The sequence below is a fragment of the Flavobacterium ajazii genome, assembly GCF_010614725.1.
GTDB classification, from domain to species: domain Bacteria; phylum Bacteroidota; class Bacteroidia; order Flavobacteriales; family Flavobacteriaceae; genus Flavobacterium; species Flavobacterium ajazii.
The window spans coordinates 65,891-85,190 of sequence record NZ_JAAEHL010000009.1; the positions used below are offsets into that span (position 1 = coordinate 65,891).

General features: G+C 36.7%; 11 protein-coding genes. 1 reads left to right on the top strand and 10 read right to left on the bottom strand.

Annotated elements, in window-relative coordinates:
* Nucleotides 1-164 precede the first annotated feature (164 nt).
* The 6 genes from GWR14_RS16565 to GWR14_RS16590 form a co-directional block, all read right to left on the bottom strand.
* Nucleotides 165-2,600, bottom strand: coding sequence for a DUF4982 domain-containing protein (locus tag GWR14_RS16565; protein WP_163410194.1), 2,436 nt, complete (start codon nt 2,598-2,600; stop codon nt 165-167).
* 155 nt (nt 2,601-2,755) lie between these two features.
* Nucleotides 2,756-3,712: a glycoside hydrolase family 53 protein gene (locus GWR14_RS16570; RefSeq protein WP_246236334.1), complete on the bottom strand. Its 957-nt coding sequence runs from the start codon at nt 3,710-3,712 to the stop codon at nt 2,756-2,758.
* Between the two features lie 75 nt (nt 3,713-3,787).
* On the bottom strand, nt 3,788-4,885 hold the full coding sequence (locus GWR14_RS16575; RefSeq protein WP_246236335.1) for a glycoside hydrolase family 53 protein: 1,098 nt from the start codon (nt 4,883-4,885) through the stop codon (nt 3,788-3,790).
* A gap of 124 nt (nt 4,886-5,009) precedes the next feature.
* Nucleotides 5,010-6,074 carry a SusE domain-containing protein gene (locus GWR14_RS16580; RefSeq protein ID WP_163410196.1) on the bottom strand — a complete coding sequence of 355 codons (1,065 nt, stop codon included), beginning with the start codon at nt 6,072-6,074 and terminating at the stop codon, nt 5,010-5,012.
* 33 nt (nt 6,075-6,107) lie between these two features.
* Entirely contained in the window at nt 6,108-7,715 is a 1,608-nt protein-coding gene (locus GWR14_RS16585; protein WP_163410197.1) for a RagB/SusD family nutrient uptake outer membrane protein, read from the bottom strand.
* Between the two features lie 10 nt (nt 7,716-7,725).
* Nucleotides 7,726-10,668, bottom strand: a complete 2,943-nt coding sequence (locus GWR14_RS16590) for a SusC/RagA family TonB-linked outer membrane protein (RefSeq protein WP_163410198.1) — start codon at nt 10,666-10,668, stop codon at nt 7,726-7,728.
* Between the two features lie 600 nt (nt 10,669-11,268).
* Here GWR14_RS16590 and GWR14_RS16595 point away from each other — a divergent pair.
* Nucleotides 11,269-15,336, top strand: a complete 4,068-nt coding sequence (locus tag GWR14_RS16595) for a hybrid sensor histidine kinase/response regulator transcription factor (RefSeq protein WP_163410199.1) — start codon at nt 11,269-11,271, stop codon at nt 15,334-15,336.
* On the opposite strand, the gene GWR14_RS16600 is transcribed toward GWR14_RS16595, so the two are convergent.
* From GWR14_RS16600 to GWR14_RS16615, 4 genes are all read right to left on the bottom strand, one after another.
* Entirely contained in the window at nt 15,337-15,687 is a 351-nt protein-coding gene (locus tag GWR14_RS16600) for an outer membrane beta-barrel protein (RefSeq protein WP_163410329.1), read from the bottom strand. It abuts the gene before it with no gap.
* A 115-nt stretch (nt 15,688-15,802) separates the two neighbouring features.
* Nucleotides 15,803-16,933 (bottom strand): DUF4861 family protein, encoded by a 1,131-nt coding sequence (locus GWR14_RS16605; protein ID WP_163410200.1) that lies wholly within the window; start codon nt 16,931-16,933, stop codon nt 15,803-15,805.
* A gap of 82 nt (nt 16,934-17,015) precedes the next feature.
* Entirely contained in the window at nt 17,016-17,798 is a 783-nt protein-coding gene (locus GWR14_RS16610; RefSeq protein ID WP_163410201.1) for a gluconate 5-dehydrogenase, read from the bottom strand.
* Nucleotides 17,799-17,820: 22 nt separating this feature from the next.
* Nucleotides 17,821-19,293 carry a sulfatase family protein gene (locus GWR14_RS16615; protein ID WP_163410202.1) on the bottom strand — a complete coding sequence of 491 codons (1,473 nt, stop codon included), beginning with the start codon at nt 19,291-19,293 and terminating at the stop codon, nt 17,821-17,823.
* Between the last annotated feature and the right edge of the window lie 7 nt (nt 19,294-19,300).

Below are 19,300 nucleotides of genomic sequence, written 5' to 3' on the forward strand. Positions count from 1 at the left end.
GAGCATGCCAGTCAATTAAAATTATATCAAAGAATAGGGTCCTGCCCCCAGAAATAGACGCATAAAAAAAAAGAGGCTGCCACCTCTTTTTTCTATTCAAAAGTATATTTTACCTGTAATTTTGAAAAAGAAAATCATTTTTCTTAATTACAAAATTCTAATTATTAACGTTTTGACTTCAAACTAATTTTACCTGTCTCAAGTCCTTTCCCCGTTACTTCCAACTGGATTGCACCCGGAGTTTCAATTGCTTTTACCAAAACCACCAGTTTACCGCTGAAAAGCTTCATATGATCCTGATGGAATATTTCTAACGATGTAGCATCGCCATTACATGCAGCTCTGTAAGTTCCGGCACCGGTTACTTTAAACTGCAGTTCATTATCGGCTACAGGACATGGAATTCCGTTTTTATCTACAACCGAAACCGTTACAAAAGAGATATCCTCGCCATCTGCTTTGATTGTTTTACGATCTGCATTGAGTACAATTTTATACGGGTCTCCGGCCGTTTTAACCTCACTTTTGGCAGCTATTTTTCCATTAGAATCAAAGGCTACTACTTTTACTGTTCCCGGCTCATACTTCACATCATTCCACATTAAACGATAACGGTTTTGCGGAGTTGAATTGTTTTTCTTCTGCACGCCCATACTTTTTCCGTTTACAAAAAGCTCTGCACTGTCGTAATTGGTGTAAACGAAAACCGGAGTGATCTCTCCTTCTCTTCCTTTCCAGTTCCAGTGTGGCAGAATATGAAGTGTTTTATCCTCCTTATTCCATCTGCTTCTGTAAAGATAAAAACGGTCTTTAGGAAGTCCCGCCAAATCTGAAATTCCAAAATAAGAACTTCTTGAAGGCCATTTTTCATCATAAGGTGTAGGCTCTCCTAAATAATCAAAACCGGTCCAGACAAATTCACCAATAACCCACGGTTTATCATCCTGCAATACAAAATCTTCATCAGGGACATTAGACCAGCTGCAGGCTTCAAGATCATAAGAAGAACTTTGAAAATCATCATATGTTTTGTTTTTTCCCTGAACAACCGGAAATTTATAAATTCCTCTTGAACTTACTGTCGACGCCGTTTCTGAGCCTAATATAAATCCTTGTGGAAATGTTTTATATGCTTCTTCATAAAGATGAACTCTGTAATTTAATCCGGGAATATCCAGCAAAGCTCCGAAACCAGATTCCATAGTTGCTTTTACCTGATCCATACCAACAGTCACAGGTCTTGTAGGATCTTCACGATGAAAAATGTCCTGCAGCCATCTGGCACGTTTTACTCCTTCAGCTCCCCATTGATCCGGAACTTCATTTCCGGAACTCCACATTACAATACACGGATGATTTCGTGTAGCTCTTACCAAATTTACAATATCTTTTTCCGCATATTCATTAAAAAAACGATGGTAACCATTTTCAACTTTTGGCTTTGCCCATTCATCAAAACTTTCTGCCAGGAACATAAATCCCATTTCGTCAGCCAGTTCAAGCTGTTCAAAAGAAGGCATATTGTGAGAACTTCTGATTGCGTTACATCCTAAATCTTTTAGAATCGTAAGTTGTCTTCGAAGTGCCGCTTTATTTATAGCTGCACCAAGAGGGCCTAAATCATGATGAAGACAAACTCCTTTAAATTTTGTCACTTTACCATTAAGGCTAAATCCTGTCTTAGGTTCGTATTTTATAAATCGTATCCCAAACTTTATGTTTTGTTCGTCTTTTAACGTTCCGTTGGCTGCATATAATTTGGTCACCGCTGTATACAAATAAGGAGTTTCGGGACTCCATAAATGAGGTTGGGAAACTTCCATTGTCTGATGGAATTTCCCATCCTTAGTTACTATGCTTTTTTGTGTTGCTATTACCTTATTAGCAGCATCTTTTATTTGAGTTACCATTGAAACATTACTGCCATGAAACTCCGCTTTGATATCAACAACGGCGTTATTCCCTTTCATGTCAGGAGTGGTAATAAATGTACCCCATTGTGCAAAACGTTCCTCCTCATTCACTACAATGCTCACTTTTCTGTAAAGACCTGCTCCGGGATACCATCTTGAAGAAAATGGTTCATTGGTTAATTTGACTGCCAGTACATTTTCTGCACCAACAAGAAGATCATTAGTTATATCAATATAAAAATAGCTGTATCCATACCCCCATTGCCCCACTTTTTTTCCATTTAAATAAACCTGAGGTTCGCTCATGGCGCCTTCAAAAACAAGAATTGCTTTCTTTCCTTTTTTAAACTCCGGAATAGAAAATGTATTACGATACCATCCCGTTCCAATGTGCGGAAGTGCCCCGGTACGACCTGTTTTTTCAGTCGCTTCTTTTTCACCGTTTTGTTCAATGATACCGGTCTGAAGATCCCATTTTTTATCAAAAGGTCCATAAATAGCCCAATCGTGGGGTACACTGACTTTCTCCCACTTCGAGACATCAAAATTTACGGCAGAAGCATCTTCTTTTACCTCTTTAGAAAAACTCCAGTTGTCTTTTAAAACAACAGTAGTGGACTGTGACATCATTTTTCCGTACGAAAAAAGCAGAAATAAGAATAATGTTGATTTAAAGAATAGTTTCATTCTGTTTTAATTTTTTTCACCATTAAGGTATTAAGTTAATTAAGACTTGGATTTCTTTTGTCATTAAAAATCAGGTTAACTAAGCTAAGCTTAATTAACTTGACAAAGCTTGACTTAATTAACTTAATACCTTAATGGTAAAATTTAGTATTTAATTATTTGAAAGCATCCAGTGCAGGTGACGGTTTTCCGTTATCCAGCCAGGCATTTAGCTGATACTGACTCCAGCTTTTCGCGCCCTGAGGCTCCCAGTAAATAACACCTAACCCTTTATTATCAGGAACGCTTTTTACAGCTTTTATAGTAGCCTCAAGCATTTCTTTTGTGTTTTGTTCCAATGTATAATCACCGCCTACTTCGACTACCATCACTTCTTTATTATAACGGGAAGCCATGTCTTTTAGATTGTTTTCTAAATCGGCAATGTTTTCTTTATAATCTGTTTTTAACCAAAACGGGTAATATGAAAGACCAATTACATCGTATTTTACATTCAGTTCCGTTGCTTTATCAAAAAACCATCTGAATTTTTCGTTTTTGTTTCCTTCGTCCAAATGTACAATAACTTTGATTTTTGAATCGATAGCTTTTGTAGCCTCATATCCTTTATTCAGCAATTGTGCCAGTTGAGCAAAGTTGTCTGTATGACCTTCCGGCCAAAGCATTCCACCCGGAATTTCATTTCCAACCTGAACCCATTCCGGTGTAACTCCTGCTTTTTTTAACAATTTCAGCACATCATACGTATGCGCATAAACATCATTCAGCAATTCAGGAAAAGAATGTTTTGCCCAGGCTGCCGGTTTATTTTGTTTGCCGGGATCTGCCCATGAATCACTGTAATGAAAATCGATCATGATACGCATTCCCATATTTTGAGCGCGAACTGCCATGACAACCGTTTCCTCCGGACTGCAGTGCCCGCTCGCTTTATCATCATTTGGATTTACCCAGACACGCAAACGGATGGTATTGATTCCTCTGTCTTTTAATAATTGCAGACAGTCTTTTTCAGAACCGTCTGCATCATAAAACTTATAACCGGTAGCTTCCATCTGTGGCAGCCATCCCACATCGGCTCCTTTTGAGAAAGAGCCTGTTTCACTTATCATTTTTGATTTGCAAGAAGTAAAGACAACAGCAATGACAAGCAAAAAAGGGATAATTTTAAAATGTTTTTTCATGTTTTATTCTTTTGCAAAAGCCTGCATTACAGACAAAGCATTATTATCGAAACTATACAAAGCCTGGTTTTCAAAAGTAGAACCGCTTTTTGACTGCGTTCCTTTAAAAGCAACCCATTCTCCGCCCCAATAAGCAAAACCTTGTCCGTATTCTGATGCTTTTACCTGAGCCCGAACTGCCATTACAAAAGCTTTTTGTCCCGCAGGAGTTGCAGGATAGTCTGAAATTAACTGAGAAGCTTCACCTACTATATTATTGGTAAAGTCATTATAAGAAAGTGTAAACGGGTAAGCAGTTTCGGCAATCAGGACTCTTTTACTGTATTTTTTTCCTAAGGCATCAATAGTCGTTTTTATCTGATTAACATCTTTTCCGTGCCATACAGGATAGTATGATAATCCGATATAATCGTAATCAATAGTTTTCATTTTGTTGAAGAACCAGTCGGTTCCCCCAGCGTTTACACCTGCATAATGAATCATGATTTTGGTATCAGGTGCTTTAGCGCGAACAGTTGCACTTGCAGCACTTAAGATAGCGATACACTGCTGCTCATTGTCGATTAGATTTCCCTGAGGCCAAAGTAATCCGCTGTTGATTTCGTTTCCAATCTGAATAATATCAGGATTTATTTCTTCTATAATGTCCTCTGTATAATCAGTTACAGCTTTTTTTAATTCTTCAAAAGATAAGTCTTTCCATTCTTCAGGAGTAGTCTGAACTCCCGGATCTGCCCAGTGATCAGAATAATGAACGGTTAACCAAACTCTAAGACCGGATCGTTTTATTCTTTTAGCGAAATTTTTCACTTCTTCAAAACCGGAATATCCGAATGCCGGGTTTTTCCATAAACGCACCCTAACCGTATTACAACCTGCATTTCTAAGGGTTGTAAGCATGTCTTCTACTTTGCCGTTGTTGTAAAATTTAGTTCCGACAGCTTCCATTTCTGGAAGGTACGAAACATCCGAAGCCCTGATGAAAGTGTCATCTGCAGCAGGCGGATCTACAGCCGGAGTATCTGAACTGTCGTTATTTGAACATGAAAACTGAATTACTGCCAGAACAAGTAATCCAATTGATTTTATATATTTTGTCATAATCAACATTATAATGATTAAAATGTATACGTTGTTTTGAATTTATTTCTCTTCTTTTTTCAAAAAATAAAGTTGAATAATAAGCCTCAAAATCTCAGTTTGAGGCTTATTATAAATTCTGTAATTACTGAACTTTGATGAACATATATCTTCCATCTAAATCGTTCAGCCAAATATCGTATTTACCTGCTTCAACGATGATATCTCCCCCGTTATCTCCCCATTCTTTAGCCCATCCACTAGTGTGAAACTTCATTTTTCCTGCGTTTAGGGTTTGAGCAGAAACTTTCCAGATATGAGGATCAAATGTTGATTGTGTCAAAGCAATATTCTTTGACCAGCCATCACCGCCAGGTATTACGTCTCCGGAATAACTAATCTCGCTATTGGTAGCTGTAGATCCTGTGTAAGGGGCAATAGTATAGGTCAGACTTTCAAGGTTTATTTCAAAAGAATAATAACCCGCAGCTGTTGTAGGAAAAACAGCCGGATCAGCATCACCTTCAGTCGCTCTGTACTGCACTTTATCTCCATTAGTACCATACATTGGTGCCCAGAAGCCAATTTGTTCGATTAATTTGAAACCATCTTTGTTTAAATAACCTGTATAATAATGTTTTGCATTCTCTCTTGGATCTCTAAAAATTGGCATAAGGTTGTCTGTAACGCTCCATCCTGCTGCTGTTCCAGGGCCAATTAGGTATAAATCTACCGCAGGCGTAACACCTTCGTAAGGAGTGACTACAATTGTAATGACATCTGAGAACTTTGGCTCTGAACCCGTTGTTCCTACTGTTGATTTAATTCTCATTTCAATAGTTCCTTCAACACCGGCTTCCAATCCAAGTTCTAATGCTTTTGCATTTAATTCTGCAACACTTACCGTTGCGTGTGTAGAAGTTGAAGAAGAAATATCTACCGGTACAGCAAATTCAGTATCGGCTTTAGCAAATTGTAAAGCATAAGTGATAATTGTTGGCGCTCCGTAACTTACCTTTTCCCATGTTACTGTCAGTGCAGTATTGTTTGGGGTTTCTTTATTAAGGATTGTAGAAGAACCGGCCTCCGGGGTAATGATGGCAAAAGCAGCCTCCTGAGGTTCTAAAATCATTAAATTCTCTTCGTTTTCACAAGACCATAAGCCTGTAAGCATTACAATTGCGATGAATATTTTATATATATTTTTCATTTTATTATCGTTTAGATTGTTCAAAAGATATTTTTAGTAACCTGTATTTTGAGTTAAGTTTTTGTTAGCTCCCAATGATCCTTCCGGGATAGGGAAAACACTTCTGTAAGCCGGAATCGAAATTCCTTTTGCCGCATTTCCTTTCCATGCCCAGTTGTACGTTCCGCCGGTATATTTTCCAAAACGAATCAAATCCTGTCTTCTGTGCGCTTCCCAGTGCAGTTCACGTGCTCTTTCATCAATTAAAAAGTCAAGAGTCAGATCGATTGAAGTGATATTTCCAACAGTAGAACCGCTATTGGCTCTTTCTCTTAAATCATTTACATATTCAAGTGCCTGAGCTGGTGTACCATTTCCGCCTCTTAAAGTCGCTTCTGCATACATCAGATAAACATCGGCTAATCTGAATAATGGAAAATCAGTATCTGCATAAGTTGAACTGGATCCGTTTACTCCTGCTGAAGTTTTATTCGAGAATTTAGATAAAATGTATCCCTGAGTTTTTACACCAATATCAGCAATATCAATTGTTCTTTGTTTTGTCGGATCTCCGGCAACACCTGTTCCAATAGTATTTCTGTCATCCTGAACAAATTTGGCACCATCAAATTTTTGTGCAAATTCTTTTCTGATACGAAGTGCTCCGGTCCATCCGCCCACTCCAAAATCGGCAGCATTGTTTTCCCATGCTCCAATCTGGCCATTGGTTAAAACCGTTGTAGCACCCCAGTTTTGAGATACTTCACCATCAGACTGAATTCCGAAAATAAGTTCCTCAGAGGTATTATTATCTGCCATAAAGTTTTCCAGATATTTAGGTTTCAGAGTATAACCGCTGGCAATAATTTCGTTACACATTGTAATACAGTCATTAAAACGGTTTGCCTGAATGTATACCTGAGCGTTCAGATATATTTTTGCCAGAATCATACGTGCCATAGACTGGTCTAATCTTCCGTAAACATTGGTTCTTGCCGGTTTTAAATTTGGTAAAACAGCTTTTAATTCGCTCTCAATAAAATCAAACAATTGCTTTCTGTCATATTGAGGTCCTCTAAAATTGACAGGATCGTTTTCAGTATACATTGGTGCTTTTCCAAACAAATCCATCATATTATAGTAGGCATAAGCTCTTAAAACACGTACTTCATTTCTGTAAAGTTCAATTTCAGCCAATGTTGCAGCATCTGTAATTTTTCTGGAACTTAATTTTTCCGGAGTACTCTGACGTAAAAATTCATTAGCATAGGATACAGATACCATGGTACGGCTAAACATTCCTAAAATTACAGGGTTGGCAGCTGTCCAGATATTTCGTTGTAACTCTGCAGTTCCCCCGTCATTCTCATAACTCCATACCAATTCGTCTGTTGTTAATTCCTGCATATAGAGCAAACATCTTGTAAACTGGCTTGTTCCTGCATCGACACCTTCTAATGAAGAATCATTAGGCCCTATAACTCCTGTCAGGGTAAGATTTCCATAAACTCCTGCAGCGGCTTGTCTGTATCCCTCCGGAGTAGAGAACAATACATCAGATGAAAGTACATCATCATCTTCTGAGACTACGTTTAAATCATCCACACAAGAATGAAAAACAGTAGCCAGCATTATAACTGTTAGTAAAATATATTTTTTCATGGTTTATTTTTTAAAATTTCAGATTAAGACCAAATAAGAAAGATCGCTGTCTTGGATAAATAGTTTTATCTACACCATTATTTGTAATTTCCGGGTCTAAACCACTATATTTTGTAAGAACAAAAACGTTCTGAACTCCTGTTGATACTCTTAAAGTCGCTTTGTCATTTAACCAGTTTTTAACTGTATATCCTAAAGTAATGTTGTCCATTTTTAAGAAAGAAGCATTTTCAATATAGATATCCGACATAGACACATTTGAAGCTGTCTGGAAATTTGTACCCAAAACAGAAGACGGAATATTGCTTAAAACACCACCATTTTCCATAGAATCATATTGTGCACGCGATGCATCAACGGCATTAAAAATTCGGTTACCAACACTTGCTCTTAAATTGAAAGAGAAATCGAAATCTTTGTAATTCATATTCGATGCAAAACCTAACGTAAAGTCTGGATCCGGATTATGATAGATATATTTGTCAGCATCATTTTTAATGTTATCCCCGTTCAGATCAGCAAAAGCACCATCGATAGGTTTTCCGTCTGTATCATACAATTGCTTGTACACATAGAAAGCATAAGGCGTATATCCTTCTCTGAAAATTTGTCCCGGAGTACCTGTTCCGGCAATGTTGTCTCCCAAAAAGATATCTGAACCAATTGCTAATTCTTTGATTCTTCTTTCAAATTTGGCACCATTAAAATTCATATTCCAGTTGAAATCCTTTGTTTTAATAGCATTGGCATTAATGGTAAATTCGATACCTTTTGTGGTAAAGCTGCCTATGTTTTGGTATACCCTGTTAGAATAATTACTTCCGTCGGCAGTTGCAACGTTCGCTAATAAATCTTTAGAATCTTTATAGTATACATCTACACTTGCAGTAAGACGATTGTCTATAAATCCGAAATCAATACCTGTGTTATACGTTGTCGTTTCTTCCCATTTTAAATTATTGGTTAATTTTGAAGGAAGTGCTATAGGTGTTGGAGTCGTTCCAAAATAATATTGAGAGTTTCCGCCGCCCAATTGGTATTTCTGAAGGTAACCGTTTGGTTCAGGAATATCCTGCTGCCCTGTGATACCATAACTCAATCTTAATTTTAAGTCAGATATCGTATTATTGTCTTTCAGGAAATCTTCTTTGATTTTCCATGCAAAAGCTGCTGCAGGGAAATTACCCCAACGATTATCTTCTTCAAATCTTGAAGAACCGTCTCTTCTGTAAGATAAAGTAAGTAAATATTTATCTCTGAAATTTAAGTTCGTTCTGGCAAAAAAACCAATTAAGAACGTATCTGTATCGGTTGTTGGCTCAGGAAATGTTGATGGCAGATCCGGATTTAAAATGTTACCTGTTTCAAATTTTGAACTTTCAAATTTCTGATAAGAATATCCGGTTGTGAATTCAAAATTCAATGAATTAAATGTTTTATTGTACACCAAATAAGTGTCTAACAATTTATTTTGTCTTCTTGCTCTGGTGTATTCATCTGTTCCATACGGAATGTTATTGTTATTTGGAGCTGAACCTGCATCTGCACTAACATCTCTGTTTCTTTCTCCTTTTGATTCGTCAAAACCAACATTAACTACCGCTCTTAATTCAGGAAAAAAGTGAAATTTATAATCTACTTCAAAGTTTCCAAAGAACCTGTCACTTGTTCCAATGTCGTGTGTATTCACCAATTGTGAAACCGGATTTTTGGCAGCGGTAGAAACTAATGGATAATTCCCATCGGCATCCATTCCTGTAGTATATTCAAAATAACCGTCATATGGTGCGCCCTCAACTTTTATAGGCTGTGTCGGGTCAAAACCAATAGCAGATCCTTCAACACCGTCTGTAAATCTGTTTTTTTCGTAAGCATAATTGGCTGCTAATTTTACTTTTAAATGATTATCAAAAAATGAAGGGTTCATTACCAAACCAACTGTATTTCTTTCAAATTCATTCGTTAATCTCAAACCTTGCTGATTGGTATTTCCTAAAGTTAAACTTGTTGGAACAACACCAAACAGACTTCCTCTGATGGCTAAACTCTGGTCAAGTGAACCTGTATCTCTGTAAATCGCTTTTTGCCAGTCTGTATTTGCAGTTCCTAATTTGTCTAAATCATCCGATCTTCTGTCTGCAATAACTTTTCTGAATTCATCAGCACTAAAAACATCAACTGTTTTAGTCAGTTTTCCGATAGCATATTGCACATTGTAGTCAACAGAAAATGTTTTGCTTCCTTTTTTAGTAGTAATGATAATCACCCCGTTTGAAGCTCGTGAACCATAAATAGCAGTAGCCGAAGCATCTTTTAAAACGGTCATCGATTCAACAGTAGCAGGGTTTAAAGAGGCTAAAAATGAAGCTGAACCTGTGTTTGTTGTATTGTCAAGCGGTAATCCGTCAATAACAATCAATGGATTGTTGCTGGCAAAAAGAGAGCTTCCTCCCCTGATTCTTATTTCTGATAAAGAACCAGGAGCTCCCGAAGAGTTAATTGTTAAACCTGCCACTCGTCCGTTAAGCAGATTTTCGGTTGTAATGTTGTTTCCTTTATTGAAATCCTTTGTGGTAAGTGCTGTAACCGAACCGGTAGCATCTTTCTTTTTAACAGATCCATAACCTACCTGAACGACAACTTCTTTAAGCAAATTGTTGTCTTCTGCCAGATAAATCGTGATGTTTTTTTGCGTTCCAATAGTTACAGTTTGTGTAGTGTAACCTGTGTAAGAGAAAGTAATCTGATTTTCCGGTTTTACACCTGAAAACTGAAACTTCCCGTCAAAATCGGTAGAGGCATTTAAGTTTCCTCCTGATACTTTTATGTTTACTCCCGGTATCGGCTGTCCTGTCGTTTTTTCCAGAACAACTCCTTTAATTATGTTCTGAGCAAAAACACAAAAAGGAAGTAAGAATACTAAAAGTAAAAATTTGTTTTTAATTCTGTTCATACTTTTTAATGAGTTTCGTTTAAGTTAGTTTTTTTCATTCTAGCGGTTACAAAATAATAGCAGGGATTATTAAAAAGAGTTCTCCCTGTAAATTTCAATACTGTTCATGTTTAAATTGTTTTTGGTTAGATAATTTGGTTTGTGTTTTTTATTGACCCTTAACAAAAAGTAAAGTATGTTACTTAAATGTTAAATTCATCAACTCCTGCAAATTAAGCGCAGAACAGGATATTAAGACAGGGAAAAATTCATTTATAAAAGGGGACAATTTCGTAAAAGCAGGTCCACAACGCTCAATAAAAACATATTCTTTATTTTTTAACCGTAAAATAAATGATAATACCAATTATTAACCATTAAAATAATCGATTTAACAATTACCTCTACTCACTGTTTTTAGTCAGAAAATAACTTAAAAAATCTCCAGAGGCTCATTCTTTAGCCTGAGCAATCCAAAAAACAAATGTCATTTTTTTAAAACATTATATAATTGTGCTATTTTCGCAAGGCATACAGCTATCAAATGATTCAATCTGATTTATAACCATATCTCTTTAATTTCCGTATATCAAAGAACAGCACTCTTTTTAAAAATTTTCTATGAATAAGTTAAAGTTCTTTCTTGTCATTAGTCTTCTCTGCCTGCATGCATCGGGACAAAATTACCCAATAAGGCATCTTGATATTGCATCGGGACTTTCTAACAATTCTGTGGCAACTATATATCAGGATCAAAATGGCTATATGTGGTTTGGAACTTTTGACGGACTTAACCGATATGACGGAAATGATTTTAAGATTTATCGCCATGTTCATACGGATCCAAATTCAATTCAGGGAAATGCCATTAGCTGCATAGAAGGTGATTTTGAAAATAATTTGTGGGTAGGAACAACAGCAGGACCAGTGATTTTTAATGCGGAGCGATCTTCTTTTAGTCCGTTACAATATTATGATGCGAACAAAAAAATCAAACCTTTAAACGTTACCGCTTACGAAATAATTGCTGTACATCCTCTTCATATTATTCTCGTTGCTACAAAAGGCGCCATAGTACTTTTTAAGGAAGGTGAAAAAATTGGAACAGCAATACCTTTCAACGGAAAATTAAATTATATCGCAAGATCCATATCGTATAATGCGAAAAAACAAATCTTCTATGTTTTTATAACCGGAACCGGTCTTTGCCAGTACGATATTAAATCAAAAAAACTAACGCTTCTCAATAATTCAATTACAGGTGCAAATTGCATTAAACTGACCCATGAAGGGCTCTGGATTGGATCAGACGAAGGGGCTTACTTATATAATGACAGGCTGAACAGCTATTCTAAAAATTACTTTCCGGAAAAAACTGTCGTACGTGATTTTTTCCAACAGGAAAACCGACTCTGGATCGCCACTGACGGAGCTGGTCTTTATACTATTACAAAAAATCAGACTGCTCCTGTTTTATATCGCGCCGGCGGTCCTGTTTCATTGCTTAAAAGTAAATCCCTGTATGATATATTTCAAAGCAAAAACGGAGAAATGTGGTTCGGAACCCTGCGCGGAGGTGTAAGTATGATGGGGAAAAAACCGCTTGATTTTAATCATTTTAAAAGTAAAGATCCACTGACCAATAAAGAAGACGAAGATCCGGCTGCAAACTTCATGCAGTCTTTCTGCGAAGATGAAAAGAAAAATATCTGGATTGGTACTGATGGTGCAGGAATGCGATATTGGAACAGGAAACAAAACACTTACGACGTTTACTCGACAACCTCATCTCCAGGCAGAAAAATTCAGAGCGATTTTGTGACCAGCATCGTCAGGGATTCTGATAATGCCATCTGGGTTGCGATGTGGAAAGGCGGAGTCTGCCGTATTGATCCACAATCAAAAGCAATTCAGAATTTTTCGATTTACAATCAATTCACTAAAAAAGCAGAACAGGAATCCTGGCTATTGTTTTTAGATTCGAAAAAGACATTGTGGCTTGCTGTTACTAACAACGGGGCATTGTATCAATTGGACAGAAAACAAAACAAATTTGTCTGCTACAGCAACACTTTGCGCGATGTTACCTGTCTCTACGAAACCACAGACGGAAAAATCTGGGGCGGAACTTTTAATTCTTTTTTTGAAATAGAACCCATCACAAAAAAAGTAAAAACCTATCATTCAGATTACACTATCAGATGCATCACTGAAGATCAAAACAAAAATCTTTGGATTGGTACTGTTGAAGGTGGTTTACTTTTGTACAACAGAAAAAATGGCACTTTCAAAAAATATACGACACAAAATGGTCTTTCCAGCAATACCATACTTCGACTTTTAGAAGATCAAAAGGGAAATTTATGGATGAGTACCTATCACGGAATTTCAAGATTAAATCCTAAAAACAATACTTTCAGGAATTTTGGAGTCTCTGACGGACTTCAGGGTACTCAGTTTAGCTGGAATTCAGGTACCAGACTCTCAACAGGGGAATTTATTTTTGGCGGTATAAACGGATTCAATGTTTTTGATCCTGACAATATCAAAGACAAAAAAAATACGGGCAAATTTTTATTAAATGATTTGCTGGTAAACAATCAGCCTTTAAAACTCGATAGCCCTTATATCACAGAAAAGAAACTCAATATGATAAGCGAAGCCGAACTTCCTTATGATAAGTCCGCATTGAGTTTTGATTTTGTTTATCTGGATTATGTCAATTCAGAAAAAATCAATACCGCTTATTTTCTCGAAGGCTGGGACAAAGACTGGAACTATACTTCAAAAAATAACAGGGCAAATTATTCCAGACTAACCGAAGGAACCTATGCTTTTAAAGTAAAAACAACCGATGTTTTTGGAAACTGGACTAATGAGGTAACGCTCGCAACGGTAAAAATCCTTCCGCCCTGGTATAGAACATGGTGGGCTTATACTTTTTATCTAATGGCTATTGCCGGAGCAATTTATGCCTACGTAGATTATCATAAAAACAAGGAAAGGCTTCGCTACGAAATCAAACTTACACGTATGGAGCATACAAAAGACAAGGAACACGCCGAAAAACAGTTTTCTATGTTTACGTATATGGCGCATGAATTGCGTACTCCCCTGTCTTTAATTATCAATCCGCTAAAAAGTACCATCGACAGAAAAAATGCTCCTGAAGATGATCTTGACCTGAATCTCGCTTATAAAAATGCTAAAAGGTTATTGAGCCTTACCGATCAGTTACTGTTGTTCAGAAAAGCAGAAACAGATCTTGATGAACTCAAAATTTCTAAGATTAATTTAAATAGTCTTTGTCGTGAAATCTATGACAGCTTTACGCAGATGGCAGCGGTTAAAAATTTAAATTATCAGTTTATTGAAGAAAAAACACCTGCTGAAATATATGGTGATTATGAAAAAATAGAAATTACGCTTTTTAACTTAATCTCAAATGCTTTCAAATTCACACCCAATAAAGGAACTATCAGTATTCAGATAATCGAAAAAACCGATGATGTTTCTATCATTATATCGGATACCGGCAGCGGAATTCATGAAAATGATATTGACACGATTTTTGAAAAATTCAAACAGATTCAGTCCAAAAGCAGCAATGGTTTTGGAATAGGTCTTTATGTTGCTAAATATTTTGTGAACAAACATCATGGCGAAATATCGTGTACAAGTAAAGTCGGAAAAGGGACTTCGTTTACTATTGTACTTCCAAAAGGAAAAAGCCATTTTGCAGCAATGAGTATCAATGAAAATCATCCGCAAATGTCTCCTCTTGTAGGGGAACTTTTGGAAGGAATGCCTGCAGATAATCAAAATACACTCAAAAATCAGCCCTCAAATCCTGAAAACATACAGGAGGAGCTAATCAGTACAAAAAAAGTATTACTGATTGTAGAGGACAATCCCGAAATGAATCATTATCTGGTACAGCTTTTCTCCAAAAACTATATTGTGTATTCGGCAGCAAACGGACTCGAAGGGCTGAAACTGGTTCAAAAACACATGCCTGATATTGTATTGAGCGATATTGCTATGGAAGGCATGAACGGTTTGGATTTATGTAAAGAAATCAAACAAAATGATGATTCAGGCCATATTCCGGTGATACTTCTTACGGCTACCACCAGCAATGACATTCATTTACAAAGTATTACCGAAGGCGCAGACGACTATGTTACCAAACCTTTTGACAGTAATATACTTTTGGCACGTGTAGATGCTGTTCTTCGAAACAGAGGACAATTACGCAAGTATTTCCTGGACAGCATAACACTTCGTGAAAACGTAAATAAAGTTCCTCTCGAATACAAAGAGTTTCTGGATAAATGTATCGAAATTGTCGAAGCCAATCTCGAAAACAGCGAGTTTAACCTAAAGAGTTTCTCTGCAGCAATGGGTATGAGCCATTCAAGCCTTTACAAAAAGATCAAAGCAATTTCGGGACAAACTGTAACTGGTTTTATCCGGTCTATCAGAATCCGCAGAGCCGCAGTAATTATGCTGACCGAAAACATCAATATTGCTCAGGTTGGCCCTCAGGTAGGTATAGAAGACCAGCGCTATTTCCGCCAGCAGTTCGTAAAATTGTTTGGCATGAAACCTTCTGAATACATCAAAAAATACAGAAATTCTTTTAATAAGGAACTGAATATTATTCAGAAGGGAGAGGATATTGCGTAATTAAATAGTAAGAAATTTTTTATTTTTTTTTAAAATTGTAGGCTCCTGAGGTTCACCCTGCATTCCGGTCTCTCCATTTTTAAACTCAAGTTTTCCAAATTTATAACTCAGAGAAATTCCAAAAGACTGAACCGGTACTTGTTTGTTATTTATCTGATAAAAACTTTCTCCGTAACTGGTCGATCTTTGATTCAAATATTTGTTGAACAGATTTGCCATTGTAATTCCCAGACTTGCTGCTTTGTGCAGAAACTGTTTTCTTAGTGCTATATTATAAAAAAATGAAGCTGGACGAATTCCCTGAATATTTTTTTGTGACGAACGATAATTTCCATAAAAATGCCCCCAAATAGTGTCTAACTTTTTGGGGGCAGTCTAAAATTCTTCTTTGTCCCTTTTTTATTAAGCTATGTAATCAGGAATACTTCAAAAAACAATAGATTATAAAACTACCTGTCAGGAATATTTATTTCACACTTACCAGCATTGGATTTTTCAGCTCCTGCGAAAAATGATTCAGGTAATCAAGCCATTGAACTGAATTTGTGATTTTACCTGCTTTATCCCATGAAGCTCCTGTATAATAAACGATTGGTTCATTATTTTTTACTTCTGTAACTGCTAATATCTGCTCGTTATTTACGAACATATTTTTTACAGGAGTAGTCAGAATTGAGCCAACACCAGTTGTACCGTCTTCTTTAACTGTTGGTTCCCAATACCCCAGGATTCCTCTTTTCTCATCTAATGAAATCACACCTTGCTCTGGTCTTTTAATAATTCCGACCACAACCGGCATAAGTTTATTGTCTTCAAAAGTATATACGTTTTCTACACGACTAAGTTGTGATCCTGCATCCAGAGAAATTGTTTTTACAACTTTTACTTTTATACCTCCCGCATTCCATGCATCGTAAATGAGCTGAAAAGTGGAGCGTAAAGGTCCGTTGTCTAACACTTTCCATTGGTGGTAATTGGCTGAATAACGAATGGTATCTTTAATATAAGGAGCCATATTTCCTGCACCTAATGTGTGTCCCACATGGTAATAATCCATTCCGTTACCATTGTCTTTGTGATAATTTCCTATTTTATAACGTTCGTTAATCACCATTTTATCGGTTCTTTTCACCCAAACGTCAAAACCGTATGCATCTTCGTTCGTATTCTCTATAGCTTTTCCATAGGTACGAAAAGCAATTTTATCATTTTCCCAGGCAAAATCGTCTTTACGCTCCGGTACAAAACGTGCATAGGTTTTTACTTCAACGTCATTAGGTTTCCCTTTTTGTACAAAAACACGAAGCGTTGTTTTTGCCTTTACACTTACTTGTACCAGCAAATTCTGAATTCCCGGAAGCCCTTTATGCTCTAACTGATAAGGAATCTGTTTTTTAGTCGCAGCATTGATCACTACAAAATTTAACGTGTCTATTTGAGGAAAATGAGACAAGACTGTTTCCCATTTAACAGCCACTATGGCTTCACTTCTTTCTAAATCTGAATCATTTTGGATTTCTATCGTTGCTTTGTTTTGGGACAAAAGTATTAATGGCAACAAAAGGAAAAATAAAGAAATGCGTTTAGTGTTTTTCATAATTGTAAAGATATAATTCTGATATAAAATTTCTGCTCATATTTTTTAACGCAATAAATATAAGCAGAAAATTAAAGTATTGTTATTCATTAGACGGTTTCCCGATTGTGGCAAGAATTCCTCCATCAACATAAATAACCTGACCGTTCACAAAGTTACTCGCATCTGAAGCTAAAAACACAGCTGTTCCGGCAAGATCTTCAGGATCTCCCCAGCGTCCTGCAGGTGTTCTCCCAATAATAAATTCATTGAACGGATGACCGTCTACACGGATTGGTTCTGTCTGAGAAGTTGCAAAATAACCCGGACCAATACCATTTACCTGAACATTGTGTCTTGCCCATTCTGTAGCCAGACTTCTGGTAAGCATTTTCAAACCTCCTTTTGCAGAAGCATATGCGCTCACGTTATCACGTCCCAGTTCACTCATCATGGAACAGATGTTAATGATTTTTCCTGATTTTCTTGCAATCATTCCTTTGGCAACCAGTCTTGACATGATGAATACTCCCACCAAATCAACATCAATTACTTTTCGGAAATCCTCAACTTTCATATCGATTGCCATTACACGCATGATAATTCCGGCATTGTTAACCAAAATATCTATTTTTCCGTGTGCAGCTTCCATCGCTTCTACCTGTTTTTCAGCTTCGACTTCATCGGTTACATCAAAAACATAACCTGTCGCTTTATATCCTTTACTTTTATAATATTCAATGGCAGTTTCTAAAGGCTCCAAAGTATTATTGGTAATGATTAATTCGGCTCCTGCTTGTGCCAATCCTTCAGCCATAGCCATTCCTAAACCATGAATTCCTCCTGTAATTACAGCTGTTTTTCCTTTTAAATCAAATAAGTTCATTCTGTTTTTATTATTGTTTATGTTATTTATCTATTACAAAACCGTCTTTTGTTTTTTCAAGCCATTGTACCAAAACAGGCTGTAATTTCTTTACAATTGGTAAATCCGATTTGTAAATATTATTTAATTCAAAAGGATCTGCTTTTAAATCGTATAATACATATTCGCCCTTCCCTTTTTTCTTCACAAAAGCCAGTTTGTAATCGTTTGTACGAATACCTCTAAAGCCGGTATTTATATTGACATTGTTACTGACAATTGCCCCTAAAATATATTGTTCCTTTGGTTTCTCACCTTTTCCGTTGAGATAGTATTTTGCGTAGCTTTTTCCGTCTAAGTCTTTAGGAGTTTTATCTTTCAGTCCCATTAATTCCAAAAGAGTAGGATAAATGTCCGGAAGGCTTCCTAAGAATACATTGTCTTTTCTTGGCTGGATATGTCCTTTCCAGTTGACAATAAACGGTATCCTTAGCGACTCTTCAAAAATGTTGTTTTTAGATATTTCTGAATGTTTTCCGAGACAATTTCCATGGTCAGCCATAATCACAACAATAGTATTTTCATCCAGTTTTTGGTCTTTTAAACCTTGCAGAATTCGGCCTATCTGTTCATCAACTCCTGTTATATTCGCATAATAATAACGAACATCTTTCCGGTATTGATCTCCTAATTCTGTTCCTGCTGCCGGAATATTAGGATCTTTTACCAAATCTTCCAAAGGAACATCCTTGTATAAATCATAATAGTTTTTGGGAACGGTCTGATATTCCGAATGTGGCGGATTCATTGAAACTACCAGTGAAAAAGGAGCATCAGTTTTACGAATGCTTCCATTTTCATTTTTGAAAAAAGCCAGTGCTTTATCCGCTTCATGAATGGGTCCCCATTGATTCACATATTTAAAATCGTCTCTTTTATCATTGGTATCCCAATACATTGGCTTGTCATGCTCATCGTAAGTTCCGTAGGCATACCAATAATCAAAACCATGTCTTTTGTCCGGCGAGGTCCATTCGTTCCAGGCTACCGCACCCACATTATTGGATGTAGGGATATAAGGTTTGTAAGGAGAATCGAGATGCCATTTTCCGATATAGCCATTAGAATAGCCATTCGATTTTAAAACATCAGACCAGCAGACAGCGTCTTTTTCCAGTTCGATTCCAAAAGGAGCAGATGATGAATTTACATTACTGTACACATGATTTTTTATCGGATACTGACCTGTCATCAGCATGGCTCTTGCCGGGGAACAAACAGGATAGTTGCTTACCATTTGCCCCAGCACCAAACTTTCTTTGGCATAATTATCCAGAAAAGGAGTCATAACCGGCTCTTTACCTTCAAATCCTAATGCCTGACCTCTCCATTGATCGGCTAAAATAATCAGCAGATTGGGAGCTTTTTTAGACTTAGATTTATTTTGTGCAAAAGCCGTAAGTCCAAATATAATTGCAACTAAAAGAAAAAACTTAGAATATTTTATCTGTTTCATAATTATC